The organism is Pontibacterium sp., assembly GCF_964228735.1.
Classification (GTDB): domain Bacteria; phylum Pseudomonadota; class Gammaproteobacteria; order Pseudomonadales; family Balneatricaceae; genus Pontibacterium.
Map to the genome: position 1 here is coordinate 1 of NZ_CAXRBQ010000022.1, position 26,564 is coordinate 26,564.

General features: G+C 52.6%; 25 protein-coding genes and 5 tRNA genes. 8 read left to right on the forward strand and 22 right to left on the reverse strand.

Going from position 1 to position 26,564, the window contains the following annotated elements; translation table 11 throughout:
* A partial coding sequence (locus ACEQ15_RS02090) for an acyl-CoA thioesterase (protein ID WP_370277374.1) occupies nt 1-442 on the forward strand: 442 nt, incomplete at its 5' end.
* A 117-nt stretch (nt 443-559) separates the two neighbouring features.
* Here ACEQ15_RS02090 and ACEQ15_RS02095 read toward each other — a convergent pair.
* Both ACEQ15_RS02095 and dsbD read right to left on the reverse strand, forming a co-directional pair.
* The gene (locus ACEQ15_RS02095) at nt 560-886 is read right to left on the reverse strand and encodes a hypothetical protein (RefSeq protein ID WP_370277375.1); all 327 of its coding nucleotides are present in this window, start codon (nt 884-886) and stop codon (nt 560-562) included.
* Between the two features lie 33 nt (nt 887-919).
* Nucleotides 920-2,794 (reverse strand): protein-disulfide reductase DsbD, encoded by a 1,875-nt coding sequence (dsbD, locus tag ACEQ15_RS02100; protein ID WP_370277376.1) that lies wholly within the window; start codon nt 2,792-2,794, stop codon nt 920-922.
* A 244-nt stretch (nt 2,795-3,038) separates the two neighbouring features.
* Here dsbD and ACEQ15_RS02105 point away from each other — a divergent pair, with 244 nt between their 5' ends.
* On the forward strand, nt 3,039-4,109 hold the full coding sequence (locus ACEQ15_RS02105; protein WP_370277377.1) for a 3-deoxy-7-phosphoheptulonate synthase: 1,071 nt from the start codon (nt 3,039-3,041) through the stop codon (nt 4,107-4,109).
* A 134-nt stretch (nt 4,110-4,243) separates the two neighbouring features.
* Here ACEQ15_RS02105 and ACEQ15_RS02110 read toward each other — a convergent pair whose 3' ends face one another.
* A complete protein-coding gene (locus tag ACEQ15_RS02110; RefSeq protein WP_370277378.1) occupies nt 4,244-4,786 on the reverse strand; it encodes a VOC family protein in 543 nt (180 codons plus the stop codon).
* Nucleotides 4,787-5,016: 230 nt separating this feature from the next.
* On the opposite strand from ACEQ15_RS02110, the gene ACEQ15_RS02115 reads away from it, so the two are divergent.
* Nucleotides 5,017-5,478 (forward strand): MarR family winged helix-turn-helix transcriptional regulator, encoded by a 462-nt coding sequence (locus ACEQ15_RS02115; RefSeq protein WP_370277379.1) that lies wholly within the window; start codon nt 5,017-5,019, stop codon nt 5,476-5,478.
* A 61-nt stretch (nt 5,479-5,539) separates the two neighbouring features.
* Here ACEQ15_RS02115 and clpX read toward each other — a convergent pair whose 3' ends face one another.
* The 8 genes from clpX to ACEQ15_RS02155 all read right to left on the reverse strand — a co-directional run bounded on the left by clpX (nt 5,540) and on the right by ACEQ15_RS02155 (nt 9,935).
* Nucleotides 5,540-6,823 (reverse strand): ATP-dependent protease ATP-binding subunit ClpX, encoded by a 1,284-nt coding sequence (clpX, locus tag ACEQ15_RS02120; protein WP_370277380.1) that lies wholly within the window; start codon nt 6,821-6,823, stop codon nt 5,540-5,542.
* A gap of 89 nt (nt 6,824-6,912) precedes the next feature.
* Complete coding sequence (clpP, locus tag ACEQ15_RS02125) at nt 6,913-7,536, reverse strand: ATP-dependent Clp endopeptidase proteolytic subunit ClpP (RefSeq protein WP_282356074.1); 624 nt, start codon at nt 7,534-7,536, stop codon at nt 6,913-6,915.
* A 97-nt stretch (nt 7,537-7,633) separates the two neighbouring features.
* A complete protein-coding gene (gene tig, locus ACEQ15_RS02130) occupies nt 7,634-8,974 on the reverse strand; it encodes a trigger factor (RefSeq protein WP_370277381.1) in 1,341 nt (446 codons plus the stop codon).
* 311 nt (nt 8,975-9,285) lie between these two features.
* Nucleotides 9,286-9,361: transfer RNA gene (locus ACEQ15_RS02135), tRNA-His, on the reverse strand.
* A gap of 184 nt (nt 9,362-9,545) precedes the next feature.
* Nucleotides 9,546-9,621 (reverse strand) — tRNA-His (locus ACEQ15_RS02140).
* Nucleotides 9,622-9,637: 16 nt separating this feature from the next.
* Nucleotides 9,638-9,722 (reverse strand) — tRNA-Leu (locus tag ACEQ15_RS02145).
* 16 nt (nt 9,723-9,738) lie between these two features.
* A tRNA-His gene (locus tag ACEQ15_RS02150) sits at nt 9,739-9,814 on the reverse strand.
* A gap of 44 nt (nt 9,815-9,858) precedes the next feature.
* Nucleotides 9,859-9,935 (reverse strand) — tRNA-Arg (locus tag ACEQ15_RS02155).
* 292 nt (nt 9,936-10,227) lie between these two features.
* Between ACEQ15_RS02155 and folD the strand changes: the two genes are divergently transcribed.
* From folD to ACEQ15_RS02170, 3 genes are all read left to right on the forward strand, one after another.
* Nucleotides 10,228-11,079, forward strand: a complete 852-nt coding sequence (folD, locus tag ACEQ15_RS02160; RefSeq protein WP_370277382.1) for a bifunctional methylenetetrahydrofolate dehydrogenase/methenyltetrahydrofolate cyclohydrolase FolD — start codon at nt 10,228-10,230, stop codon at nt 11,077-11,079.
* Nucleotides 11,080-11,239: 160 nt separating this feature from the next.
* Nucleotides 11,240-13,552 (forward strand): diguanylate cyclase domain-containing protein, encoded by a 2,313-nt coding sequence (locus ACEQ15_RS02165; protein ID WP_370277383.1) that lies wholly within the window; start codon nt 11,240-11,242, stop codon nt 13,550-13,552.
* 60 nt (nt 13,553-13,612) lie between these two features.
* The gene (locus tag ACEQ15_RS02170; protein ID WP_370277384.1) at nt 13,613-15,805 is read left to right on the forward strand and encodes an FAD-dependent oxidoreductase; all 2,193 of its coding nucleotides are present in this window, start codon (nt 13,613-13,615) and stop codon (nt 15,803-15,805) included.
* Between the two features lie 16 nt (nt 15,806-15,821).
* Here the strand turns inward: ACEQ15_RS02170 and ACEQ15_RS02175 are convergent, their stop codons facing one another.
* The 5 genes from ACEQ15_RS02175 to ACEQ15_RS02195 all read right to left on the reverse strand — a co-directional run bounded on the left by ACEQ15_RS02175 (nt 15,822) and on the right by ACEQ15_RS02195 (nt 21,309).
* Nucleotides 15,822-16,520: a hypothetical protein gene (locus ACEQ15_RS02175; RefSeq protein ID WP_370277385.1), complete on the reverse strand. Its 699-nt coding sequence runs from the start codon at nt 16,518-16,520 to the stop codon at nt 15,822-15,824.
* Complete coding sequence (locus ACEQ15_RS02180; protein WP_370277386.1) at nt 16,520-17,431, reverse strand: radical SAM protein; 912 nt, start codon at nt 17,429-17,431, stop codon at nt 16,520-16,522. Before ACEQ15_RS02180 ends, ACEQ15_RS02175 begins: the two co-directional genes overlap by 1 nt.
* Nucleotides 17,432-17,470: 39 nt before the next feature.
* Nucleotides 17,471-18,136: a DUF2064 domain-containing protein gene (locus ACEQ15_RS02185; protein ID WP_370277387.1), complete on the reverse strand. Its 666-nt coding sequence runs from the start codon at nt 18,134-18,136 to the stop codon at nt 17,471-17,473.
* 86 nt (nt 18,137-18,222) lie between these two features.
* On the reverse strand, nt 18,223-19,608 hold the full coding sequence (gene cysS, locus ACEQ15_RS02190; protein ID WP_370277388.1) for a cysteine--tRNA ligase: 1,386 nt from the start codon (nt 19,606-19,608) through the stop codon (nt 18,223-18,225).
* 27 nt (nt 19,609-19,635) lie between these two features.
* Nucleotides 19,636-21,309, reverse strand: a complete 1,674-nt coding sequence (locus ACEQ15_RS02195; RefSeq protein ID WP_370277389.1) for a glutamine--tRNA ligase/YqeY domain fusion protein — start codon at nt 21,307-21,309, stop codon at nt 19,636-19,638.
* Nucleotides 21,310-21,533: 224 nt separating this feature from the next.
* Between ACEQ15_RS02195 and ACEQ15_RS02200 the strand changes: the two genes are divergently transcribed.
* Together ACEQ15_RS02200 and ACEQ15_RS02205 are read left to right on the forward strand one after the other, a co-directional pair.
* Nucleotides 21,534-22,028: a peptidylprolyl isomerase gene (locus ACEQ15_RS02200; RefSeq protein ID WP_370277390.1), complete on the forward strand. Its 495-nt coding sequence runs from the start codon at nt 21,534-21,536 to the stop codon at nt 22,026-22,028.
* A gap of 12 nt (nt 22,029-22,040) precedes the next feature.
* Entirely contained in the window at nt 22,041-22,775 is a 735-nt protein-coding gene (locus ACEQ15_RS02205; RefSeq protein WP_370277391.1) for a UDP-2,3-diacylglucosamine diphosphatase, read from the forward strand.
* A 4-nt stretch (nt 22,776-22,779) separates the two neighbouring features.
* Here the strand turns inward: ACEQ15_RS02205 and ACEQ15_RS02210 are convergent, their stop codons facing one another.
* The 6 genes from ACEQ15_RS02210 to ACEQ15_RS02235 form a co-directional block, all read right to left on the reverse strand.
* Complete coding sequence (locus tag ACEQ15_RS02210) at nt 22,780-23,388, reverse strand: tRNA-(ms[2]io[6]A)-hydroxylase (RefSeq protein ID WP_370277392.1); 609 nt, start codon at nt 23,386-23,388, stop codon at nt 22,780-22,782.
* Between the two features lie 190 nt (nt 23,389-23,578).
* Nucleotides 23,579-24,328 (reverse strand): phosphate/phosphite/phosphonate ABC transporter substrate-binding protein, encoded by a 750-nt coding sequence (locus ACEQ15_RS02215; protein ID WP_370277393.1) that lies wholly within the window; start codon nt 24,326-24,328, stop codon nt 23,579-23,581.
* 12 nt (nt 24,329-24,340) lie between these two features.
* Entirely contained in the window at nt 24,341-24,802 is a 462-nt protein-coding gene (locus tag ACEQ15_RS02220) for a PAS domain-containing protein (protein WP_370277394.1), read from the reverse strand.
* A 51-nt stretch (nt 24,803-24,853) separates the two neighbouring features.
* Entirely contained in the window at nt 24,854-25,216 is a 363-nt protein-coding gene (locus ACEQ15_RS02225) for a roadblock/LC7 domain-containing protein (RefSeq protein ID WP_282354066.1), read from the reverse strand.
* 66 nt (nt 25,217-25,282) lie between these two features.
* The gene (locus tag ACEQ15_RS02230; RefSeq protein ID WP_370277395.1) at nt 25,283-25,915 is read right to left on the reverse strand and encodes a hypothetical protein; all 633 of its coding nucleotides are present in this window, start codon (nt 25,913-25,915) and stop codon (nt 25,283-25,285) included.
* A gap of 22 nt (nt 25,916-25,937) precedes the next feature.
* Nucleotides 25,938-26,564, reverse strand: a 627-nt coding sequence (locus ACEQ15_RS02235; protein ID WP_370277396.1) for a hypothetical protein, incomplete at its 5' end; no start/stop codon positions are given.

Here is a 26,564-nt window from a genome sequence, read left to right on the forward strand (position 1 = left end):
AGAGCTTCTGAGCAGTTACCCGGTCCAGATTGAACTACCAGTTGTATGGGGCGATATGGATGCCTTCCAGCACGTCAACAATCTGGTGTATTTGAAGCACTTTGAGTCGGCACGCATGGCGTATCTGGAGGAGTGCCGCTACAAATCGATCATGGATGAAACCGGTGTGGGCCCTATCCTGCGCGATACCAACTGCCGCTACCGGATTCCACTGACCTACCCTGACCGCATTATCGTTGCCACACGGGTCACCCAGATGCAGCGAGACCGCTTCAAGATGTACCACGTTGTGTACAGCCTGGAGCATGATGCGATTGCTGCTGAAGGGGAATCAATGGTGGTCTGTGTTGATTACAACCAGAACGTTATTGCAGACGTGCCTGCGCTCATGCGGGACGCAATTTTGAAGCTTGAGTACAGCGAGCCAGAAATGCTCGATTGAGGAGACATTGCCCTTTAGGGCACGGATCCTGAGGATCATCGTTGTGTTCTGTGGGTAATACCCCAAGCCACCACAGAGCATTTGCCCCGACAGCACAACGCGCTGTCGGGGCATTTTTTATTCAGCAGTTGGAAATTTGTAAAACTCGCGGTTCATATACGCCGCGACATCTTCGACTTCATCCGGGAACCAGCCCACATCCAGGTTGGTATTGCAACCCTCGACCCAGGCAACAAGCTTAGGCCAGGTGGTGGCTGCTCTGTCCGCCCGAGTGAAATAGGAGGCCTCATGACAGGTGAAACAATCTGCATCCGTGTATTCGATACCGCGTATTACCCGCTCCAGCTCAACTTCGTGAAACAGCTCTTTTCCATTCTCAGGGTCTGCTGCTATCGCGGGTAACGCACTACATAAAGCGGCCGCTACGAGAAGTTTTTTCACCATGGTCATCCTCCATTGCTCACGAGCATTTTATTGTTATGTGCCGACAAGTCGCGCAATGTGCGCAACAAAATCCTCAGGCTCTACGACACCAATCAGTGTCATGTTCTTATGTAGCACACCGAACTGATCAAAGAAGATGAGTGCAGGCGGCCCTATAACCTCGTATTCCTTGTTCAGCGCCTTAGCATCCGCATCGTTGCTGGTGACATCCACCTTAATTACCTCAAATCCACTCAGGGATCTCTGCACCGCAGGATCTGCAAAGGTGTAGGTCTCCAGCTCAATACAGGAGATACACCAGTCGGCATAGAAATCGAGCATCACCGGCTTGCCATTCTGTTTTGCAGCCGCCAGCAACTGATCCAGCTCCATCGGAGTTGTGACTTTCTTAAACGGTAGCGCCGGCGTCGCCGCCACAGATCCAGCACCTACCGCCACGCCCTGCAGCGGATAGATCATGCTGCGGTTTCCGGACAAAGCACCTACCAGCAGTGCAGAACCGTAAATCAGAATGATCACACCGGCGCCCTTCCAGATGCGCAACCAGCTTCCGGCATGCTCCGGCAAACGATCCAGCGCATGCATAAAGATCGCGCTGGCAATCAATACAGCGGCGGTGAGCAGCATGGTTACTTCGGTGGCTACGATACGGTCCAGCATCCAGATCGCCAACAGGATCAGCATCACACCAAAGCCTGCCTTCACCGACTCCATCCAAATACCGGCTTTTGGCAGCAGCTTGCCCGCAGATACGCCCACCAACAGCAGCGGTACGCCCATACCCAGGCTAAGGCTGAACAGCGCTGCACCACCCAGCACCGGATCACCACTCTGCCCGATGTAGATCAGCGCACCGGCCAGCGGCGCAGCCATACACGGCCCAACAATCAATGCGGACAGGAAACCCATCACCGCCACGCCGGTCACAGTGCCGCCTTTCTGGTTATGGCTCATGTTGTTTAGCTTGGTTTGCCAGCTATTCGGCAGCTGCAGGTCGTAGAAACCAAACATCGACAGTGCCAGCAACACAAACACGCCGGCAAAGGTACTGATGATCCACGGATTCTGGAATGCCGCCTGCAGGTTTTCGCCAAACAGTCCCGCAATTACACCGGCGATGGTGTAGGTCACCGATACCGCCAACACGTAGATCAGAGACAGGAACAACGCACGTCCCGCTGTAATCTGACGCCCGTGCCCGGCAATGATGCTGGAAAGAATCGGAATCATCGGGAAAACACACGGCGTCAGTGCCAGCGCCAACCCGGCTACAAAAAACGCCCCTAGAGTCAGTACCAGGTCATCACCACCCAATAGACGGGCAAATCGATCCTGTTCCGCCTCCAAAACCGGAGGGGCTGCAGCGGCAATGCCATTCGATGCTGCACCGCTATCAATGGTCGCAGCTGCCGCCACCGGCGCAATAAATTTACTGATTGCCGAGAGTTCTACTGTTTTGGTCACCGGGGGATAGCAGATACCACCTTCCCAGCACCCCTGATAGGTCACTTCAAGCACACCATCGGCCGGTGTATCTACAGCGCTGCTCAGAGTCAGATCGACCTCTGCCCGGTCGTAATACACCCATACATTGCCGAATAACGGATCGTCCTTGGACTTGGCGGGAGCGTTTACACGCTCAACCAGCTTAATGTTATCGCCCGTCTTGATCTCCATCCGATCGCGGTAGAGATAGTAATCATCGGGCATCGTCCAGTTCAGCTGCAGGTGGTTATCCCCCTCCTGCACAAACCCAAATACAAATGCTTCTTCCACATCCACCGGGCCGCTGCTGCCAAACGGATTGGCCGCCTGACCAAACAGGCTTGCCTGCGCGCCCGACGCGATCACCAGCCAGCTGCTGAAGAGCACCAATAAGTATGCTGAAAACTTGCGTACGCTATTCACTATATGTCCTTAGGTTGAAAGCCACGACTCATTGACCACCGGATCCGGGCAGAGTTCTCAGCCTTCAAGAATAACCAAATAACTATATTGCATAAGGCGGGTCAACCGCCTTTAGACGATTGTACCACTGGGAACACCTACAATGACCATATAGAACAGATGGCCACTTATAAGTGCCATCTATATGTGGTACAAAGATGCGGTCAGAAATGACGACGCGACCGTTTGCATTTAGGAAACAACAATGACCGATACACGTGTAGAAGACCTCAATATTGAGTCCAACCTTGTTCTGATCAATCCAAATGATCTCAAGGCTCAGATGCCGATCTCTGATACTGCAGCCAAAGCAGTGATGGAAGGTCGGGAAGTTGTTCGTAACATCCTTGATGGCAAAGACCACCGTTTGTTTGTAGTTGTAGGTCCTTGCTCTATTCACGACACCAAAGCCGCAATCGAGTATGGCCAGCGCCTGAAAGAACTGCAGGAAAAGGTGAAGGATTCTCTGTATCTGGTCATGCGCGTCTATTTTGAGAAACCTCGCACCACTGTCGGCTGGAAAGGTCTGATCAACGACCCCCACATGAATGACTCCTTCGAGATCGAAGAAGGCCTGCACATCGGCCGTAAGCTGCTGCTGGACCTGTCTGAAATGGGCCTGCCACTGGCCACTGAAGCACTGGACCCAATCTCTCCTCAGTACATGCAGGATCTGATCGCTTGGTCCGCTATTGGCGCCCGAACCACTGAATCCCAGACTCACCGTGAGATGTCCTCCGGTCTGTCTTGTGCTGTGGGCTTCAAGAACGGCACCGACGGCGGCCTGGAAGTTGCGACCAACGCATTGAAATCCGTAAGCCACCCACACAACTTCCTGGGTATCAACGAAGACGGCCAGGTGTCTGTTGTTCGCACCAAGGGTAACCAGTACGCACACGTAGTACTGCGTGGCGGCGGCGGTAAGCCAAACTACGATTCTGTTAACGTTGCTCTGACCGAGCAGGCACTGGAGAAAGCAGGCCTGGAGAAAAACATTATGGTTGACTGCAGCCATGCAAACTCCAACAAAGACCCTGCACTGCAGCCTCTGGTAGCCGACAACGTTGCCAACCAGATTCTGGAAGGGAACAAATCCATCGTAGGCCTGATGATTGAGAGCAACCTGAAATGGGGCAACCAATCCATCCCTGCCGATCTGAAAGATCTGGAGTACGGCGTTTCCGTAACCGACGCTTGCATCGACTGGGACGCAACTGAGAAGTGCCTAATCGACATGAATGAGAAGCTGAAAGAGGTTCTGCCGAACCGCCGTTAAGAGCTCTCGTAGTCAAAAAAACGCGGCCAATGTGCCGCGTTTTTTATGCCCGTTATTCCTATTACCGCGGCTTACCAACAAAAAAGGCGCGGTCAATTCCGCGCCTTCTCAGCAGTCAATACCTGAAGATATTTTTACAGGTCTTTGAACTCTTCTTCGTGCAACCAAGCTGCGTGCTTCGGTGCTTTCTTAGTGCGGGACCACTCTTCCAGCATCGCTGGTGCAACTTCAGCCAGCTGTTTCATCTGCGCATCAGTGCCTTTCACATACGTCAGTTCAAGACGGTGACCGTTTGGATCGAAGAAGTAGATAGAGCGAATGATGCCGTGCTCTGTCGGACCTACAACGTCCAGACCTTTCGCTTCCAGCTCCTCTTTAGCGCTCATCAACGCCTCTTCATCAGCAACGCGGAACGCAATGTGCTGCACCCACTCCGGTGTATTTTCGTCACGGCCCATTTTCGGCTTAGTTGGCAGCTCAAAGAATGCCAGGATGTTGCCATTGCCAGCATCCAGGAACAGGTGCATGTATGGATCAGGTTCCTTGGTAGACGGCACACGATCTTCTGCAATTGCCACCAGAAAATCCATGTTCAGCATCTCTTTGTAGAACTCTACAGTCTCTTTTGCATCATTGCAGCGGTAGGCAACGTGGTGGATCTGCTCAAGTTTGATCATTACTAAGGCCCTGTCTTATTTCTTGTATTAGTGTTCCGTGTAAGGATAGGCCCATATTAGTAACATTTGTTACGACTGTCAAAGATCAAGCAATTGGCTTATCTTGTTGTTTTATAGCGCTTTTAAGGCACTCTTACTGAATTGGAAATAATGTTTTTACCTGTTAGAAAGGCCACGTTACCATTAACATTATCCAATCAACTGTAAAGATAACCGGAGAATTCAGTCCCATGGGCCGCCGTCCAACGCCGCAACAGCTGGAATTGCCACGGTTCTTCCCCTACAAGCTGTCCATCCTGCAGTCTGCCGTAAGCGACTCTATCGCCCAGCTTTATTCCGGCAAATTTAATCTCTCACGCCAGGAGTGGCGTGTCATCGCTGCACTAGGCACACAACCAGAGATGACCGGCAAAGAGATCGCCACCTATACCTCCATGGACAAGATGCCGGTTAGCCGAGCTATCTCACGCCTGGTCAAGGACGAGCTGATTTCACAAACACCCTCCAAGGAGGATCGCCGCCTGATCATTCTGAACCTGACAGCAAAAGGACAGGATGTGTATCAGCAGATCGTACCGCTGGTGCTGGAGCGGGAAGAGTTTCTGCTGTCTGCCCTTTCTTCAGATGAACAACAGCAACTGGACGAGTTGATGGGCAAGCTATTACGCCAGGCAAACTCCCTGCGGCAGTAAATGACAGACACAAAAAAGGCGACCCTAGGTCGCCTTTTTGATATTGCATTGAGGACAGAACTTACTCGTCCGGTGCTGCCTTAGCCTGCTCGAGGTTTTCATAGATCAGCAACGGATCGTTGTCACCACTGATCACACCCTCATCGATAACCACCTTGCTCACACCGTCCATTGAAGGCAGCTCATACATGGTATCCAGCAGCGTAGCTTCCAGAATAGAACGCAAGCCACGTGCACCGGTGCCACGCTCCAGCGCTTTCTTGGCCACTGCGTGCAGCGCTTCTTCACGGAAGTCGACATCGACGCCTTCCATACCGAACAATGCACCGTACTGCTTGGTCAGGCTGTTCTTCGGCTCGGTCAGAATCTGAACCAGCGCCTCTTCATCCAGCTCACCCAGCGTTGCAATCATCGGCAGACGCCCTACGAACTCAGGGATCAGACCGTACTTCACCAGGTCCTCTGCTTCAATTTCCAGAAGCGCCTGTGAAACAGTCTTCTCTTCATCCTTCGCTTTTACAATGGCGCTGAAACCGATAGAGCTCTTCTCGGAGCGATCACGGATGATCTGCTCAAGACCTGCAAACGCACCACCACAGATAAACAGGATATTAGAGGTATCAACCTGCAGGAACTCCTGCTGCGGATGTTTACGACCACCCTGCGGAGGTACAGATGCTACCGTACCTTCGATCAGCTTCAGCAGCGCCTGCTGCACACCCTCACCAGATACATCACGGGTGATAGATGGGTTATCAGACTTGCGGGAGATCTTATCGATCTCATCGATGTAAACGATACCCAGCTGGGCTTTCTCCACATCGTAATCGCACTTCTGCAGCAGTTTCTGGATGATGTTTTCAACGTCTTCACCCACGTAACCCGCTTCAGTCAGCGTGGTCGCATCAGCAATGGTGAACGGTACGTTCAGCATACGAGCCAGGGTCTGGGCCAGCAGGGTTTTACCGCTACCGGTTGGACCGATCAGCAGGATGTTACTCTTTCCGAGTTCAACACCCTCTTTGCCACCCTGGAAACGCAGACGCTTGTAGTGGTTGTATACCGCTACCGCCAGTACTTTCTTCGCCTTCTCCTGACCGATAACATACTCGTTCAGTGTTTCAGCGATCTCAGCAGGAACCGGCAGGCGATCACTCTCTTCCTGCGGTTCTGCTTCCTGAATCTCTTCGCGAATGATGTCGTTGCACAGATCAACACATTCGTCACAGATAAAGACCGACGGCCCTGCAATCAGTTTACGCACCTCATCCTGGCTCTTGCCACAGAATGAGCAGTACAGCAGCTTACCGCTGTCGCCATCTTTACCTTTAATCTCGTCGGACATTCGACTACCTCATATGTGCAAATCCGGAAAGACAGTTATGGTGCCGCTCCGGACCTTTTTCAACCCACCCTATTAGTATAGGAAGGTTATCAACCGTCGCGACGTCCCAAAACGTCATCAATCAGACCGTATTCCTTGGCCGCGTTCGGGTCCATGAAGTTATCACGGTCGGTATCGCGTGCAATGGTCTCATAATCCTGACCGGTGTGTTCGGCCAGCAGACGGTTCAGCTTCTCACGGATACTGAGGATCTCTTTGGTGTGGATCTCAATATCGGTCGCCTGACCCTGGTAGCCACCCAGTGGCTGGTGAATCATTACGCGTGAGTTTGGCAACGCGAAACGCTTACCTTTTGCACCACCGGCCAGCAGGAATGCACCCATGCTTGCCGCTTGACCCAGACACATAGTACTCACGTCTGGCTTGATGAACTGCATGGTGTCATAGATCGACATACCTGCAGTCACAGAACCACCCGGAGAGTTGATGTACAGGTGAATGTCTTTATCCGGGTTTTCAGCTTCAAGGTACAGCAGCTGAGCAACAACCAGGTTGGCCATGTGATCTTCCACCGGACCTACCAGGAAAATGACACGCTCTTTCAACAGACGAGAGTAGATATCGTAAGCCCGCTCACCGCGCGCGCTCTGCTCTACTACCATAGGTACCAGGCTGCTGAGAATGTCAGCAGGACCTTTTCCAAAATCGCCCATTCTAGATCTCCTTAGCGTATTAACGCGTAAAAAAAACGACAGTCAGCCTACGCTAACTGCCGTTTTTCTAACTGTGACTTACTGAAAGCGCGGCTGATTATTCAGCAGCGTCTTCTTCAGCTTCAGCTTCCGGCTGTGCCGGCTTGATGGCATCTTCGTAGCTAACTTCTACTTCAGTGACTTTAGCAGATGCCAGCAGCTGATCAACCACCTGATCTTCCATCACCAGGCTCTGGATCTGGCTCAGCATCTCCTGGTTGCTGTTGTACCAGTCGATAACCTGCTGTGGCTCCTGGTAAGTTTCAGCCAGCTCTTTGATGGTTTCCTGTACGCGCTCGTCGTCAACTTTAACTTCGTTCGCTTTGATGAACTCCTGAACCAGCAGGCCTACGGAAACACGGCTCTTAGCCTGTTCTTCGAACATTTCCTTAGGCAGCATGTTCAGGTCGAAACCTTCTGCGTTAGGGCCAGCGAACTGCTGAACCGCCTGACGACGCAGGTTATCGATTTCGTTGTCTACCAGAGAACCAGGGATCTCAATAGCGTTCAGCTTAACCAGCTCACGGAACACCTGATCTTTCAGCTTCATCTTCAGCGTGTTAGCCAGTTCGCGCTCCATGTTCTTGCGAACTTCAGCTTTGAAACCGTCCAGAGTTTTCTCTTCCATACCGAACTTGGAGAAGAACTCTTCGTTCAGCTCAGCCAGAGTCTGCGCGGATACACTGTGTACCTTAACTGCGAATTTAGCTGCTTTACCTTTCAGCTCTTCAGCGTGGTAATCTTCTGGGAAAGTAACGTCCAGCTCACGCTCATCGCCTGCGCTCGCACCCACCAGACCGGCTTCGAAACCAGGGATCATGGTGTTGGAACCCAGAACCAGGTCCATACCTTCGCCTTTACCACCGTCGAACGCTTCACCGTCGATAGTACCAGCGAAATCGATGTTCAGACGGTCGCCGTCTTCAGCTGCACGCTCAACTACGTCCCAAGACGCCTGCTGCTTACGCAGAGTCTCGATCATCTGATCCAGATCTTCGTCTTTTACTTCAGCAGTCTGCTTTTCGATCTCTACAGAAGCGTAATCAGCCAGTTCGATCTCTGGGTAAACTTCGAAAGTTGCAACGTACTGGAAGTCTTCGCCTTCTTTGTCGTTTTTGAACTCGATGCTTGGGCTGTTCGCAGGCTGCAGTTTCTCATCAGTAGTCGCTTTGAACAGAGTTTCCTGAATAACCTGATTCAGTACTTCTTCACGAATACCTTTACCGTAGCGGTTCTTAACCACTTTCACAGGTACTTTACCCGGACGGAAGCCATCAAGACGGGCGGTACGTGCGGTCTGCTGAACGCGCTTCTGAACATCCTGATCGATACGCTCAGCCGGAACAGTAATTGTTACCTGACGCTCGAGACCGGAAGTAGTTTCAACGGAAACTTGCATGGAATTCCTCATTAATACTTATACGTTGTGATCCAGCTAGATCAGCAGGCCTATTCAATAACCAGCCTGCAACCTGTATGCCCAGCAAGAAACACTAATCGCCTTACGGGCAGAATTTAAGCGCAAAATTCTCAAGCAAGCGGCCCAAATAGTCAAGCGAATCAACCGATAGAAGCCAACAGAGAAGAAATCACGCGAACATAAATATAAGAAGTGACAGATAAAACGTTAAAAACCAGTCCAGCAGCGCCAAGAAGGCGTGCGGCATAAAGGATAAAATGCTGGTTTAAAATTGAAAAAAGAGGGGAAATTGGGGTGGACGATGGGGCTCGAACCCACGACCACCGGAATCACAATCCGGGGCTCTACCAACTGAGCTACGCCCACCACAGCGTACGATCTTTAAGATGGCGCGAACCGACAGATTCACACCGCGAGGCCAAACACCCACAAAACCCAAGCACTACCTCAACAACGAGGAGGAACCTAAACAAAAAAAGCCAACCCTTAAGGCCAGCCTTCTGATATGTGAGGAGAGTTCCTCATAACGCCTTATCCCTGAAAAAGGGAATGGGGTGGACGATGGGGCTCGAACCCACGACCACCGGAATCACAATCCGGGGCTCTACCAACTGAGCTACGCCCACCACAGCGTAAAATAAATGGTGCGGACGGAGAGACTCGAACTCTCACACCGTGAGGCACCAGAACCTAAATCTGGCGTGTCTACCAATTCCACCACGTCCGCAACACAGTTTAGAGATTGGGGTGGACGATGGGGCTCGAACCCACGACCACCGGAATCACAATCCGGGGCTCTACCAACTGAGCTACGCCCACCATATCTCTAATCAAGACTTCAACTTCCTAAGGCAACATCTTCGTGGCACGCCCGGCAGGGCTCGAACCTGCAGCCTACGGCTTAGAAGGCCGTTGCTCTATCCAGTTGAGCTACGGGCGCCTTGTTGCCCGCCCTTAACGCCTGCAAATCCACTTTCCATGCGGTCTGTATCAGCGCCATCGTTCAAGGTGGTGCGAATATTATAGAGCCGATTTTCGGGCGTCAACACTTTTTTTATTTTTTTTAATGAAATAAACAGGTTAGCCCAGATTCGATGCACAAATTTCAACCAAGTCAGACCCGCATGCCACGGTTTATCCTTTTAGCCAAACCAAAGCCCCTTGGCCCTGACAGTCAACCATGAGAGAATTTGCGCCAGTGAAAATTCGTTTTATAGGACAGCATCCTCACTATGAGCGCAAAGATAATAGACGGCAAACAAATTGCCGCTGATGTACGTCGCAAGGTCGCAGAAGGCATCCAACAGCGAATCGCATCAGGCAAAGCTGCCCCCTGTCTGGCAGTGATCCTGGTCGGCGCTGATCCCGCCTCACAGGTGTACGTACGCAACAAAAAGAACGCCTGTAAAGAAGTAGGCATCGACTCCCGCTCCTACGACCTTCCTGAAGACACTACCCAGAACCAACTTCTCGACTTGGTAGACGAACTGAACGCCGATCCTTCTGTACACGGCATCCTGCTTCAGCTTCCACTGCCAGATCACCTGGACGGAAACGAAATCCTCGAACGCATCCGCCCGGACAAAGACGTAGACGGTTTTCACGCATTTAACCTGGGTCGCCTGGCACAGCGCATGCCAGCCCTGCGCCCTTGCACACCAAAAGGTGTGATGACCCTGCTGGAATCCACCGGTGTTGGCATGCACGGGCAGGAAGCTGTCGTTGTTGGCGCCTCCAACATCGTAGGTCGTCCAATGTCTCTGGAACTGCTGCTGGCGGGCTGCACAGTAACCACAACTCACCGCTTCACCCGTAACCTACCTGAACATGTAGGCCGCGCGGATATCGTCGTGGTCGGTGTGGGTATTCCTGGTCTGGTTAAAGGTGAATGGATCAAAGAAGGCGCGATTGTCATCGATGTAGGCATCAACCGCCTGGATGACGGCCGCCTGGTAGGCGACGTGGAATACGAGATCGCTGCAGAGCGTGCTGGCTGGATCACACCGGTACCAGGCGGTGTTGGCCCAATGACCGTTGCCACGCTGATGGAAAACACATTGGAAGCGGCAAACAACCTGGACTGATCCGGGACGTAAAACAGGCCTGGATTGCGCTCCCTTCCAGGCCTGCCATCCACCCACCACTCTACGCCAATCGACATTGGCATCAAAACGTTGGACGATAGACCAATAACAAGAACAAACAGCTAAAAATTAGCCGACAGTCGGGGCCTGCAGTCTACATATGGATACCAGACGCAATCAGTACAGCCGGTGGAGCCTTTACCTCATCCCTGCCACCGTCCTGTTAATCGCACTGCTTGTGACCTACAACGCGAGCATCTACAACGCGAAACGCAACAAGGAACAGTTTGAATCCCGTTTTAACGCACTTGCCAGCCAAACCACACTCCTGATTCAGGAAAAGCTTGATCGCTACCCGCTCCTCCTGAAAACAACCCGGGCACTGGTACTAAACCACCTGGATGACCTTGCTGATCACTGGTCTAGCTACTTCAAAGAGGCAGACCTGGATCTCGACGGTAACGGCATTATCGGTCTCACCTTCACCCGCTACATCGAGAATGACCAGCGCACTCAATTTATCGAGCAGCAACGCAGCCTGCTGAACGACCCCGATTTCACGCTTTTTCCTGAGAGCAAACACAACAACGCCTTCATACTGATGCACGCTGTGCCCACGAACATTATTCAGCGCGTGCGCGGTTACGATATTGGCACTGAGGAAAAGCGCCGCTTTGCCGCTGAACGCGCAAAAAACATGGGTAGCCTGGCCCTGTCCGAACCGATCTCGCTGCTACCAACGGACCAAAACTCCGTGGACTACCTATTCCTGATGCCAGTAGAAAGCACCAATCCGTACGACATTTATAGCCCGCTGTTTCATGGCTGGGTGACAATCGGCTTTAGCCTAAGCATGCTGCTGGAAGAAACGCTGAATGAAGCCGACCCGATGCTGCACGTTACCGCTGTGGACGAACGCGTAGGTCACGCCGCAATTTACGACAGCCACCCTGAAGAAGCTGTCAACGCGGCACTCCAGCCATTCCAACTGAAACATACACTGGAACTCAGCCGGCAGCGTATTGATCTCTACTACACCCCATTAAGTAGCTTTGCATCCTCCGGCATTCCCGGGCGGTACGACAGCAAAACCCTGTTTGCAGGCTCCACAATCAGCATCCTAAGCGCCCTTGCCTGCTTCCTGCTGATGGGTGGCCGTGCCCGCGCCCTGCGTCAGGCCGCCGCGATGACCCGCATCTCCCGCGACAGCAACAATCGTTACCAGGCACTGTTCGAAAGCTCACCTGAGGCCATTATCCTCAGCGTGGAGAGCCGCATAATTCTGGCAAACAGCTCCGCCGTGAGCTTGCTTGGCGCGAACACAATTGAAGACCTGATTGGCCAGGATGTGCTGGACATTGCCACTGCCGGCAACCGTAATTCTGCCGAAGAATTGATGAAATCGCTTTCACAGGGTAATGACAACAAAGCGCCTCCACTTGCCGTACCACTGGTGCGCAAGGACGGCACTACGTTTGACGCTGAGATAAGCATCTCACGCACCACGTACGACGGTGCAGTCGCCATTCAATTGATGTTCCGCGATATCTCCGACATCAAGCAACGCCGCAACGCCGCCAAGATCGCCCAGAAAGTCCTTGAGCACACCACCGAGGCGATCATGGTGACGGACAACAACGCCCGCATTATTCTTACCAACCCGGCATTTACCGCACTGACGGGCTATACCGAAAAACAGGCGTTAAATCAGAAAACCAGCCTACTGCGCTCCGGCCATCACGATGCAGATTTCTACGAAGTACTTTGGAATGACCTGCAACACACTGGCCAGTGGGTGGGCGAGATCGCCAACCGCAAACGTAGCGGCGAAGTCTATATCCAGAAAACCAACATCTCTGCGGTCTACGACAAAGGCGGTGACATTAGCCACTTTGTCTGTGTAATGAGCGACATTACCGAGCAAAAACGCACATTCGACACGATCCGTTTCCAGGCGCTACACGACACTCTGACCAAACTACCAAACCGCATCCATTTCGAGGCACGCGCTGAAAAAGTACTTGCCCGCGCACGCCACACCGATGGCTACTTTGCGATCCTCTTTATCGACCTGGATGACTTCAAGCCGATCAACGACAGTCACGGCCATCTGCTGGGCGACAAACTGCTGATCGCCCTGGCAGATAAACTGTCCGCTGCCCTGCGCCCGTCCGATATGGTATCGCGCATAGGTGGTGATGAATTCCTCGTACTGGCTGATGAGCTGACGCGACCGGATGAGGCGCACCAGTTGGCCGAACGTCTGATGCAGATGATTGGTGCGCCGGTGGTGATCGACAATATCGAGCTCAGAGTCAGCGCAAGTATCGGCATCTCCATTTACCCGACTCTGGGCGACAACATCGATGATCTGATCCATGCCGCCGACCAAGCAATGTATCGCGCCAAAAACCTTGGCAAAAATCAGATCGCCTCGGCGGATCAGGACACACTGAACCTGATAGACGGATAACAAGTACCCGCAGGCCCGGCTGTGCTACGCTGACCGGATCATGCAGCATGGAGACCCCGTATGAAACCCGGCAAAAAGAGCATACTGCTTGGCCTGATCGCCCTACTCGTTCTGAGCTTTTTCCTGTTTGATCTCGGGCGTTTTTTTGATTTCGTCTACATCAAATCTCAGCAGGCAAACCTCAGCAGCTTTGTAGAGAACAACCTCTGGCTGAGCATCGGTATCTACTTTGCTGTCTATGTAATTTCTACCGGGCTATCACTGCCGGGAGCGGCGGTACTTACACTGCTGGGCGGCGCGCTCTTCGGGACACTGACCGGCTCCATTGTGGTTTCATTTGCAAGTACGCTTGGCGCAACCCTGGCATTTCTGGTCGCACGCTACATCGCTCGCGGTTTTGTCAGCCGCCGCTTCTCCCGCCTGCTTGATCCGATCAACAGCGGCATCGCACGGGACGGCGTCTTTTACCTACTGACTCTGCGACTGATCCCACTATTTCCGTTCTTTGCGATCAACCTGGTGATGGGTGTAACCAAAATGCCGGTTCGCACCTACTACTGGGTCAGCCAGCTGGGGATGCTGCCGGCAACCATCATCTACGTAAATGCGGGCACCCAGCTTGCTGCATTGGAGAGCACACAGGATATTCTCTCGCCCGCACTCCTGGGTTCACTGGCATTGCTGGGCCTGTTCCCCTGGATCGCCCGCTTTGGCATCAAGATCGCACAGCGCAAGCGCATCTACCGTAAGTTCAGCAAACCTACTCAGTTCGATCGCAACCTTATTGTAATCGGAGCGGGTGCCGGTGGCCTTGTAACCGCCTATATCGCAGCCGCGGTGAAAGCAAAAGTTACATTGATTGAAAAGAACAAGATGGGGGGTGACTGCCTGAATACCGGCTGCGTACCATCGAAAGCACTGATTCGCACCAGCCGTTTTCTGGCCGATACACGTAACGCAGAGCAGCTGGGTATCCGCAAGGCCGAGGTCGAGTTTGATTTCCCAGCGATCATGCAGCGCGTGCAGGACACCATCAAAAAGATCGAACCGCACGACTCAGTGGAGCGTTACGAAAAACTCGGCGTCGAGTGCCTCTCAGGTACCGCTAAGCTCATCTCCCCCTGGGAGGTTGAGATCAACGGACAGCACCTGACCGCTCCCAATATCGTGCTTGCCACTGGCGGTCGCCCAAAGATTCCAGACATCCCGGGTATCAACGATGTTCAACCCCTCACCTCGGATACCTTGTGGGGATTGAATGAACTGCCACCGCGTCTACTGATTCTTGGTGCAGGCGCCATTGCCTGCGAGCTGGGACAGTGCTTCAACCAGTTCGGCAGTCAAGTCACCATCGCCGTGCGCGGGCAGCAGATACTCTCTCGCGAGGATAGCGACGCCGCACAGCTGGTTGCAGACAAGCTAAGCAATGAAGGGATCGATATCCGCTACGTCCACAAACCAAAGGAGTTCAGGAAAACCGAGAGCGGCTTTCAAATGGTTGCCGATCATAACGGCGAACAGGTCACTATAGAGTTCGACCGACTGCTGGTCGCCACCGGGCGCATCGCCAATCTGGAAGGGCTTGGCTTGGAACAACTCGGCATCGACACCCAGGATCGCGATCTGCTTGAAGTAGACCGCTTCCTGCAAACCCGCTGCCCGAACATTCTTGCCTGCGGTGATCTGGTCGGCCCCCACCAGTTCACACACGCTGCAGGCCATCAGGCCTGGTATGCCGCAGTGAATGCTCTTTTCGGTAAAGTGAAAAAGTTTGCGGTCGATCACCGCTACATCCCGTTCACCACCTATACGTCACCGGAAGTCGCACGTATCGGCCTGAACGAAAAGGAAGCATCCGCAAAGGGTATTAGCTATGAAGTCACCCGCTACGACCTGTCTGACCTGGACCGTGCAATCACCGATTCCGCCGACTACGGCATGGTGAAAGTCCTCACCGTTCCCGGCAAGGACCGCATTCTGGGTGTCACCCTGGTGGGTTCACATGCTTCCGATATGCTGGCGGAGTTTGCACTGGCGATGCGGCACGGACTGGGTCTCAATAAAATCCTGGGCACGATCCACGCCTACCCGACATTTCCAGAAGCCAACAAGTTTGCGGCAGGTGAATGGAAACGCGCACACGCACCAGAAAAGCTATTGAAGTGGGTAGAGAAATATCACCGCTGGCGACGCGGGGAGAAACAGGACGTAACACGGCCCCAACCGGCTAACGAAGCAACGCCGGGCAAATAAATAACCGGACGTAGCCTTAAACTCCGATCAGGCGCTTTACCTTCTGCCTCAATAGGCGGCCCGCATACGGTGCCGCCTGTCGCAACCAATACCACTGGTAGCGCAGCGTTAAGCTTAGCCAACCCGCACGGCGATATTTACGTGCACTGGTCTCCAGGTCACAGGGCAACATCTGCCCCCTTACACCCTCTAAGCGCAACAACCAAACCAAGACATGATCCTCACCATAAGGCAGCGTTTCCGGATATCCACCCACCTCTCTGAAACGCTTAGCCGGCAGGCAAAACCCCTGATCTCCGAACGGTACGCCCAGTAATCGAGTACGCAGGTTTGCCCCCAATGCGTTCAGCATCATCGGCCCCTGCCCATCCCCGGCAAAACACAAGCGGTAGCAGAGTAGCTTATCCGGGTTATGCGCTAAGGCCTGCTTAAGCGCATGAACCACAGACAGGGTCAGGCCTGAGTCTATATGTAAAAACCAGAGATACTGACCGCTGGCATTTTCCACAGCAGCATTCATCTGTTGCCCACGCCCCTGGGGCGCCACAACAAATTCCGCATCACGGGTCAGATCCAATGTTGTTTTGAGGGCTTGACTCTCAGGACACAGCGCGATGATGACCTGCCAGGTATCAGGCAGCAAGTTAAGCCGAGAGAACAGCGGAGCATCAGGCGACTCCCCCGGCCCAACCGGGATGATCACGGAAACCGGCATTAGATCTCGCTGCAACTGGAGCCGTACTTAAAACAGCTGAAACAGCGGTGATGCTTCATGCTGATCCGTGCATCCAGCGCTTCGCGGATAAAGCCACCCATATCGTATTCACGGTCGTCGTCCACAAGCGTGCAGGCATACACACGCATCTGCCCATCCTGCTTCACAACCATTTTGCTGAAGGCACACATAAAGGACGCCCGGCTTTCCTCCGTGTGATATTGGGTCATACAGTTGGTACTGATGTCAGGCCCGGAGCCATTGCTGCCCGGCGGCAGAAAGTCAGGAAAGGCGACAAAGGCTACGTCGTGATGGATACCCTGTACACGAAATAGCTCACGATATGCATTCTCGACGGAGTCTTTATCTTCATCTGGCTGCATATGCCGCGCGATAGATACCTGAAATCCGCGTGACTGCAACATCCTGATACCCTCCAGCGCACTCCGGAAATTACCTTCACCACGGCCTGCATCGTGCTCGGCTTCCACCGGCGAGTCCAGACTGACACGAAAGCTCACCGGATTAGGAGAATCTCGAAGCACGTCCAGTTGATCAATACGCTTCTGAAGTGCCTCTGTGCCGTTCGTTAACACCAGGCAAGGTTTATGAGCCGATGCGAACTGAAGGATCTTCACCAGATCTTTCGCAAGGAATGGTTCGCCCCCGGTAAAGGAGAATTGCTCTACACCTAGCTCCAGGGCTTCATGGATAAAGGGTTCAACATCAGCAAGTTTCACAAGCCCAAGGCGCTGATCCCCCGGCCCTGAGCCTTCCAAACAAAAATCACAACTGAGATTACAAGCGGTACCGGTGTGAAACCACAACTCCTTCAACCTTGCGGGTTCAATGTAACCACGCTTGGAACCATCTGCTGTTTCATACCAGTTTTTACTGCGAATACGCTCCATCTCTACCTCACCTTACAGGCGCTTCACAGCGCCTTAACTTCAAGCTTCGCCCAACACCTGATCAACAACCTGAAACAATGCACGGCGAGCAGTTCGATCGTCCGCCTGCAATGTGCGGTGGATTCGTTCCAGATCCATCAGACGATCCACATCCGAACAGGCCTCGGTCCAAGCTACGCTCTGCTGGTTTTGCTCACATCCTACTACCAATGCCTGGCCCAAAGTTTCGGTACTCCACGGCATCACCTCCAACGTGGGCCAACCGCTACGGGTTCCCATCAGGGAGACACCGCCGTCTTCAGCAGCCGAAAAGACCACATCGACCGCATCCAATAAGGCGTCCGCTGCGGATAGCAACTCAACAGACAACTCCGGCGCATCAGACCCAATCACTATTTGTCGGTACTGGTCACGCTGACGCAACGTACGGTCAATAGACTCTATACGCTCACCAAGGTTTCCAGCAGTTTGTGGTATCACCTCATATTGCCGGGACAATAGCGTCGCTGCCCAGTCTGCTTCCTCAGCACAGCTCGGTGATACCAGCACCGGGCCCGGCCAGTTTTGAGCGTCTTCCAGCGCACACGCCAGTAGCGCATTGGCGATCTTAAAGGCAGCATCAGTGCCTATCTCTGCCGCAAGCCGCTGCTTGCCAAACCCCGGTGCCGGACGCTTACAAAACAGAATCAGTGTTGTTTCGGTCATCTATGCTCTACTTCTTGCATTGAATGAGTTTGCCGCCGACATAAAAAAGGCAGCCTAAATAGACTGCCTTTTAAAAGTGGCTGGGATCAACCTTCCCTAAACCAGGTTGTTCCTTCACGGGAGTCTTTCAGGATGATGCCCTGCTCTGCCAGCTCGTCACGAATGCGATCGGCTTCAGCAAAGTTGCGATCCTTCTTCGCCTGCGCACGCTGCTCGATCAGCGCTTCGATCTCAGCGGAACCCAGCTCGCCTTCTTTGTCTTCACCTTTCAGGAACGCATCAGGATCCTGCTGCAGCAGACCTAGAATACCTGCCAGACGCTTCAGCTGAGCCGCCAGCTTACCGGCATCTTCGCTGCCTTCACGGCTTGCAATGTTCAGCTCGGTTACCAGCTCGAACAGCACCGCCATCGCTTTCGGCGTATTAAAGTCATCGTCCATTGCTGCAAAGAAACGCTCGTCGAAGTCGTTTTCCAGTGCAGCGTCGTTCAGCTCAACACCACGCAACGCCTGATAGAAACGCTCCAAGGCACTGCGTGCCTCTTTCAGGCTGTCTTCGCTGTAATCGATGTAGCTGCGGTAATGTACGCTGGACAGGAAGTAGCGGACCACTTCGGCGTTATATTTTTCCAGTACATCACGGATGGTGAAGAAGTTACCGAGAGATTTGGACATCTTCTCGGAGTTCACACGCACAGGACCGGCATGCATCCAGGTGTTCACATACTTCACGCCGTTCGCAGCTTCAGACTGAGCAATTTCGTTCTCATGGTGTGGGAACGGCAGGTCCGGACCACCACCATGAATATCGAAAGTGTTACCCAGGCAGCATTTGGACATCGCGGAACACTCGATGTGCCAACCTGGGCGACCTTTACCCCAAGGGGAATCCCAGCTCACTTCACCCTCTTTCGCCGCTTTCCACAGCACGAAGTCCAGTGGGCTCTCTTTCGCATCTTCTACCTCGACACGTGCACCGGAGCGCAGTTCGTCGACGTTTTTATTGGTCAGACGACCATAGGTCTCGAACTTCTCAACACGGTAGTACACGTCGCCGTTGCTGGCCGCGTAGGCAAAACCTTTATCGATCAGGGTCTGCACCATATCAACGATATCGTCGATGTGCGCGGTGGCACGCGGCTCCTGATCCGGACGCAGCACGCTCAGACGATCTTCGTCCTCGTGCATCGCGGCAATCATGCGCTCGGTCAACTGATCAACCGTTTCGCCATTCTCGGCAGCACGTTTGATGATCTTGTCATCCACGTCGGTGATGTTACGCACGTAGTCAACATCCCAGCCACGCGCACGCATGTAGCGGGTGATGACGTCGAAACAGACCATGACACGTGCGTGACCGATGTGACAGAGATCGTATACGGTGATACCGCATACGTACATTTTGATCTTGCCCTCTTCCAGTGGTTTGAACGGGGCTTTCTCTTTTGTCAGCGTGTTGTAAATCTGCAGCACTGATCTCTCCAATATCTCTGTCTAAAATTACTTCTGCATCTTCGCCCAGGAGTCACGCAGACCCACGGTACGGTTGAATACCAACTTCTCGTCGCTGGAGTCTGGATCAACACAGAAGTAACCGGTACGTTCAAACTGGTAGCGGCTCTCAACATCAGCGCCCTTCATTCCGATCTCTGCACGTGCATCAGCCAGCGTTACCAGCGACTCAGGGTTGATGAATTCTTTGAAGTCGCGCTCTTTGTCACCTTCCGGGTTTTCTTCGGTGAACAGGCGGTCGTACATGCGCACTTCACACGGCACGGAGTTGTCTGCAGACACCCAGTGGATTACACCTTTGGCTTTGTAGCCAACCGGGTTCTCACCTTTGGTCGCCGGATCGTAAGTACATTTCAGCTCAACCACATTACCGTCAGCATCTTTGACCACTTCTTCACAGGTAATCACGTAGCTGCCACGCAGACGTACAGCGACACCCTGGGTCAGACGCTTCCACTTGCGTGGCGGCACTTCTGCGAAGTCTTCCTGCTCGACCAAAAGGTTGCGGGTAAACGGTACTTTGCGCACACCCATGGATTCGTCTTTAGGGTGTACCGGTACCTCGAACCACTCTTCCTCACCCTCTTCGTAGTTGGTGATGGTCACTTTCAGCGGCTGGGTCACAACCATTGCACGCGGTGCATTCTTATCCAGATCTTCGCGGATAGACGCTTCCAGCATGCCCATATCTACGGTGCTGTTGGAACGCGTTACACCGATGCTGTCACAGAAGTTGCGGATGGACATTGGGGTGTAACCACGACGACGCAGGCCGGAGATGGTCGGCATACGTGGATCATTCCAGCCCCCTACAACTGCCTCATCTACCAGTTGCTTCAGTTTACGCTTGCTCATCACCAGGTAGTTGATATTCAGGCGGGCAAATTCAGTCTGCTTCGGCTGAGCCGGCACCGGCAGGTTTTCGATAAACCAGTCGTACAGCGGACGATGTTCTTCGAATTCCAGCGTACACAGGGAATGTGTGATGCCCTCAATCGCATCGGACTGACCGTGTGCGAAGTCGTAAATCGGGTAGATGCACCATTTGTCACCGGTCTGGTGGTGAGACTTGTGCAAAATACGGTACAGCATCGGATCACGCAGGATCATGCTTGGGGACTGCATGTCGATCTTGGCACGCAGCGCACAAGCACCTTCGGCAAACTCACCGTTGCGCATCTTCTCGAACAGTTCCAGGTTTTCCTCAACGGAACGGTCGCGGTAAGGACTGTTTCTACCCGGCGTAGTGAAGTTGCCGCGGTATTCACGCGCTTCTTCTGGGCTCAGATCACAAACGTACGCTTTGCCTTCTTTGATCAGGTACACCGCCCAATCAAACAACTGCTGGAAGTAGTCGGAGGTGTAACGCACCTCACCGTCCCATTTAAAGCCGAGCCAAGTTACGTCAGACTTGATCGCATCTACGTATTCCTGCTCTTCTTTCTCAGGGTTTGTGTCGTCAAAACGCAGGTTACATACACCGTTAAACTTCTCAGCTGTACCGAAGTTCAGACAGATCGATTTGGCATGACCGATGTGCAGATAGCCGTTCGGCTCAGGTGGAAAACGGGTCACAACCTTGGTGTGCACGCCATTTGCCAGATCTTCTTCGATCATCTGATGGATAAAGTTGGAAGCCTTGATGGTTTCGTTATTGCTCATATTTAACGTCTTGTCGCCACTATTCGCTACTTCAGGAGCCCGCTGTACGGGCGCATTTATTGCGAGCCATTATAAACAGATCACCGCTTGAAAGCATCGCCAAGCGAGCCCTAATTGATTGATTGGAGGGTAAAATTACACCCCACAACGTCGAAGCTAGATGCGCTCGCATTCTACTTGAGTATAATGAGGCAAAAAACCAGTCAGAATCGGGAAAAATTATAATGATCATCTTGCAGACCAACCTGGGTGATATCACTCTGGAACTGGATTATGAAAAAGCGCCTAAAACTGCGGAAAACTTTGAGCAGTACGTTCGCGATGGCTTTTACGACGGTGTGATCTTCCACCGCGTAATCAACAACTTCATGATTCAGGGCGGTGGCTTCGAGCCGGGCATGGTACAGAAAGACACCCGTGCACCGATTGAAAACGAAGCCGACAACGGCCTCACCAACAAGAAGTACACTATCGCCATGGCACGCACCATGGATCCACACAGTGCGTCTGCACAGTTCTTCATCAACGTTGCCGACAACAACTTCCTGGATCACTCCGCAAAAACAATGGAAGGCTGGGGTTACGCGGTATTCGGTAAGGTTGTTGAAGGCGAAGACGTGGTCGACAAGATCAAGGGTGTTTCCACCACTATCCGCGCGGGCCACCAGGACGTGCCGGTTGAAGATGTGGTTATTACTTCCGCAACTGTAAGCGAGTAAGCACACGCGTCTATGCGCACCCTCTTCATCTCTGATATTCATCTGAGTGATCAGCGCCCGGACCTAACCCGGGCGCTGCTGCATTTTCTGGACGACATCCAAGGCCATTGCGATCAGCTTTACCTGCTTGGCGACATCTTTGACGCCTGGATCGGGGACGACTTTATCCATCCGGACCTGGAGCCCGTCATTGATCGCCTAGCCGCGCTCAGCAAAAGCGGTACTGCTCTCTTCTTCCAGCACGGCAACCGGGATTTTCTAGTCGGCCAAACCTTCGCCGACCGGATCAACGCCACCCTGCTTCCGGAAGAGATCAGCATCACACTGCCAGATGGTCAGCAGGCACTTATCATGCATGGCGACCAGCTTTGCATCGATGATACCGAGTACCAGCAGTTTCGCGCCCTGGTCAGAAATCCAGCCTGGCAAGCAGATTTCCTCAGTAAGCCTCTTGCAGAACGCCTGGAGATAGCTCGAAATCTGCGTGCCGCGAGCAAAGAGAAAACGGCCGGAAAAGCACTGGAAATTATGGACGTTAATGCAGAGAGCGTTCGCTCTGCTCTGCAAAACGCCAACAGCCAACTGCTGATTCATGGCCACACCCATCGGCCAGCAGTGCATCACCAACAGATTGATAGCAACAGCGGCTACCGCATTGTGCTGGGCGACTGGGACACCGACTTTTGGTACCTGAGCTGCACCAAAGATGGCTGCGAGCTTCTGCGCCAACCGGTAGAAACAAACTGACAAATCAATGCCAGGAAGGCGCTCCACTGTGGAAGCGGAACTCATCATCCTCAGACAGGATCAACTCATTCTCTTTCACGCGGAAAAACTCGATTCGCTCATCGATTGGTTCACCCGCATACTGACGCGCAAGCCCCAGATAATCCTGATAGTGACGCCCTTCGGACTTCAGCAGGGAGCGGTAGAACTTAGCCAGCTCATCATCTAAAAACGGTGCCAGCTTCGCAAAACGCTCACACGAACGCGCTTCGATATAGGCACCGATAATCAGGATATCGATCAGACGCCCCGGCTCAGAAGTACGAACATGATCACGCAGGCCGCTAGCGTAGCGCGCAGACGAAAGGTGCCCATACTGGATATCACGTGCATCCATCAGCTCCAGCACCTGCTCAAAGTGGATCAACTCTTCGCGCGCCAAACGAGACATCTTGTTCAACAGATCCGGACGATCCACATAACGAAACATCAGCGTCATTGCGGTTGAAGCTGCTTTCTTTTCGCAGTGTGCGTGATCAATCAGCAGAATATCCTGCTGCTTCACCGCCTCACTGATCCAGCTATCCGGTGTTTCACAGCCAAGAAACTCTTTGATCTCTTCAAGTACTTCCACTCAAAACCTCTGAACTATTACGATTCGCTTTTTACACCCCACCCACAGTCCACAAACGCAAATGGAGCAGGCGCACGATTATACCTATCTCCTGACTGACCACAAATCAGCCAGAACTGCACTGATAACTCAGTACACAAACAAAAAAGCCCCGTTGAGAACGAGGCTTTCAACATTAGCAGACAGGGATTTATTCAATAACCAGAGTATCGATCAGATCGATCATAAACTCAGTCTCTTCCTCGGTCATCGGCTCCCACGCCTCCAGATTCATGCTCTGAAGAACTCCTTTGCCCTTTTCATCTTCATGCATGGAGAACAAGCGCTCTTCAAGACGCGGAATAAACTCCTGCATTGTCGGACCAACCAACAGTGAGTGATGCACTACGCTGATCTGACTGCTTACCAACACTTTCATCTGGCTTTTGATCAGATCAGACAGTTCGTCGAATGCATCCTTCAGGAAGAAGCCCACATCCGCCTCACCCTTGAGCAGGTTTTTCGCAACAATCACGTACGTATCAACTTCTTTCGTCGTAACGTTGCTACCGTCCAGGTCTGCCGGCTCAAGCATGATCATACCCATGGTATGAACATCAGGGTCGTCTGTAGTTGCTACAGTAATACCTTCCTGCAGCTCCTCCACGGTAGTGATTGGAGAATCTACGTGTACGGCAATCACCGTTTCATCGGGACGCGCTTGTGGTCGCGCAATCGCCTTGAACCCCATTTCACGCACCAGCATCGATGCATCGTACGGGTTGGCGTAGATCAGATCGACTTTATTATCGCGAATATCCTTACGCTGCTGCTCAAAGCAATCATAGAGCTCCAGGTGTACCCCAACATCAAGTTGACGCTGCAACCATGTGTTGAAAAAGTACCAACCTGAAATGTGATCCGGCGCGAAATCCGGACTAACGGTCAGGTTATATGCCATTTCAGTACTCCTTTACATCAGGGTTGCGTAGAGCTCTTCGCTCTCCTTGATTTTGCTTCGAGACGGCTTACGGCGCACCGAGGTGTAACCTACCAGCTTACCGTTGCGGATATTTGGAATCACCGTGGCTTTTACCCAGTAGTAAGAACCATCTTTGCGCAGGTTTTTCACGTAGCCGTGCCACTTCTTACCCGCTTCAATGGTTTCCCAAAGGCCGGCAAAAGCAACCGCCGGCATGTCCGGATGGCGCAGGATGTAGTGATTCACACCGATCAACTCGTCCCGGGTGTAACCAGACATATCAACGAACGCCTGGTTAGCATGAGTAATAATTCCTTTTGGATCGGTACGCGAAACAATCAACTTACCATCTGGATACGGCACTTCACGATCTACAACAGTCGCTACGCGTGAAGTACCGTCAAAGTAGTTGATTGTCACTTCCCGGCTTTCGCCGGTATCTTGATCTGACATTACAAAAGCCTTGTTACTGATTCTTTCCGTGAGATCTGTAACCCTGCTTGATTACAGGATTTTGCCAATCGCTTCCGCTGCACGTTTTACATCCAGGAAGATCAAACCCAGACGTGCATTTGGTTTGGCAACAACAGTCAGCACAGAATCATTGTTTGCGTGAGTCATCAGAATGTAGCCCTGATCACCCTTTACCAGCACTTGCTCCAGCTCACCACGAGCCAGCTCACCCGCCGTACGCTCACCGAGAGACAGCATGGCAGCACTCATTGCGCCTACGCGATCCTCGTCCATACCTGAAGGCAACAACGCAGCAATCATCAAACCGTCGGTTGAGATAACTGCAGAAGCTTCGATCTCTGCAGATGTCCCGTTCAGGTCACTCAAAATGGAGGTCAGCATCTCCGAGCGCATAAACGTTCTCCTTTATTTACTAGGGCTTATAGTATCTTTTTATGGGTTATAACTTGTTGATCGTTATCAATAATCCAGATAACGACGGGCCAATACACTCAGCAGATTCACAAAGGCCTGCTGGTTTAGCTTTGGCATCTCATCAACGATGAGCATGAACTTCTGACTACCCATATGAATCACCCAGAATCCAACCTGACTCTGACCAATCGGGTCCAGAATGCCCCAAGACTCACCACTAAATGACAGCTCCCGGTTCAATAACGGGAGGTGACGTTCATGAAGGGAGATAACGTCTGCAGCCAATGCGGATAGCGATTCAGCATGTGAATCTTCGTAACCACTCGACCCCAGACAGAACCCTTGGTCATCTGCCAGCGCGACCCGACCTGTGCTCGACAACAACGGCAGCAACTCAGGCAACATCTTCTCGACGACTTCATCAACGACCACAACAGGGTTTTCGTTGAGCTCAACAAATCCTTTATCGCGAAGCTTATTGAACAGATCCGCCGCCTGATCCTGGTCCAGGTCGGTCAACTCTTCAATCAACTCCTCACTATAAGGCAGCGCGATTTCTGCACTCAATAACTGCAATAGAAGCGCACGCGCATCATCCGGCTCAGAGCTCACTGTCGCATAGAAGGCGCCAGCGGGCGTAATCTGTAAATATTCTGTACGGAAACTATCGTCCAACACTAACTACTCCGCCAAACTCACGCTATTCCTGTAACCATCCCAACGCATCAGCACCGGACATAAACGCAAACACATAGCGCTGAGGCACATTCAAAATTCTCACTACATCCAGAGCGGACAAACGATGATCAAACCACAACTCGGTAATCTCCGAAGCATGTGGTATCTCGATCAGTCGCGAGAAATCGGGCCGCTCTTTTAACTTGTAAACTTTTTCCGGATCCATACGCTGATTCAGACGCCCACGCGCTGTCCACAACGCAATTTTCCAGATCATTGCATCCCGATCCTGGATAATCTGTTTGTCACCCGTAACCTCCGGCCGCGACACAGCCAAATCCAATCGTTCGCTCAGATCCAGCTCACCAAATCCAAAACGACTCAGCGCATACTGCAACAGAAGGTCTTCACCAAAATCACCGAAGAAACGATCTTCTTCCGGCAGATAAACAAAGCAACGCGGTAAGCCGGAGATCTCGACCGGCGTATTAGACAAACGCGCTTTTTTCACCGCAAGTGGCAGCCAGTAAAGCAGCGCCCCGTCGGTATTAAAGTAAATACGACGACGCTCGTCAGGCCGCGCCACGTCTACATCGGCCAGGTTACCGCAGCAGCGATAGATCATCTCTTCATCATCAATCGCCGCATT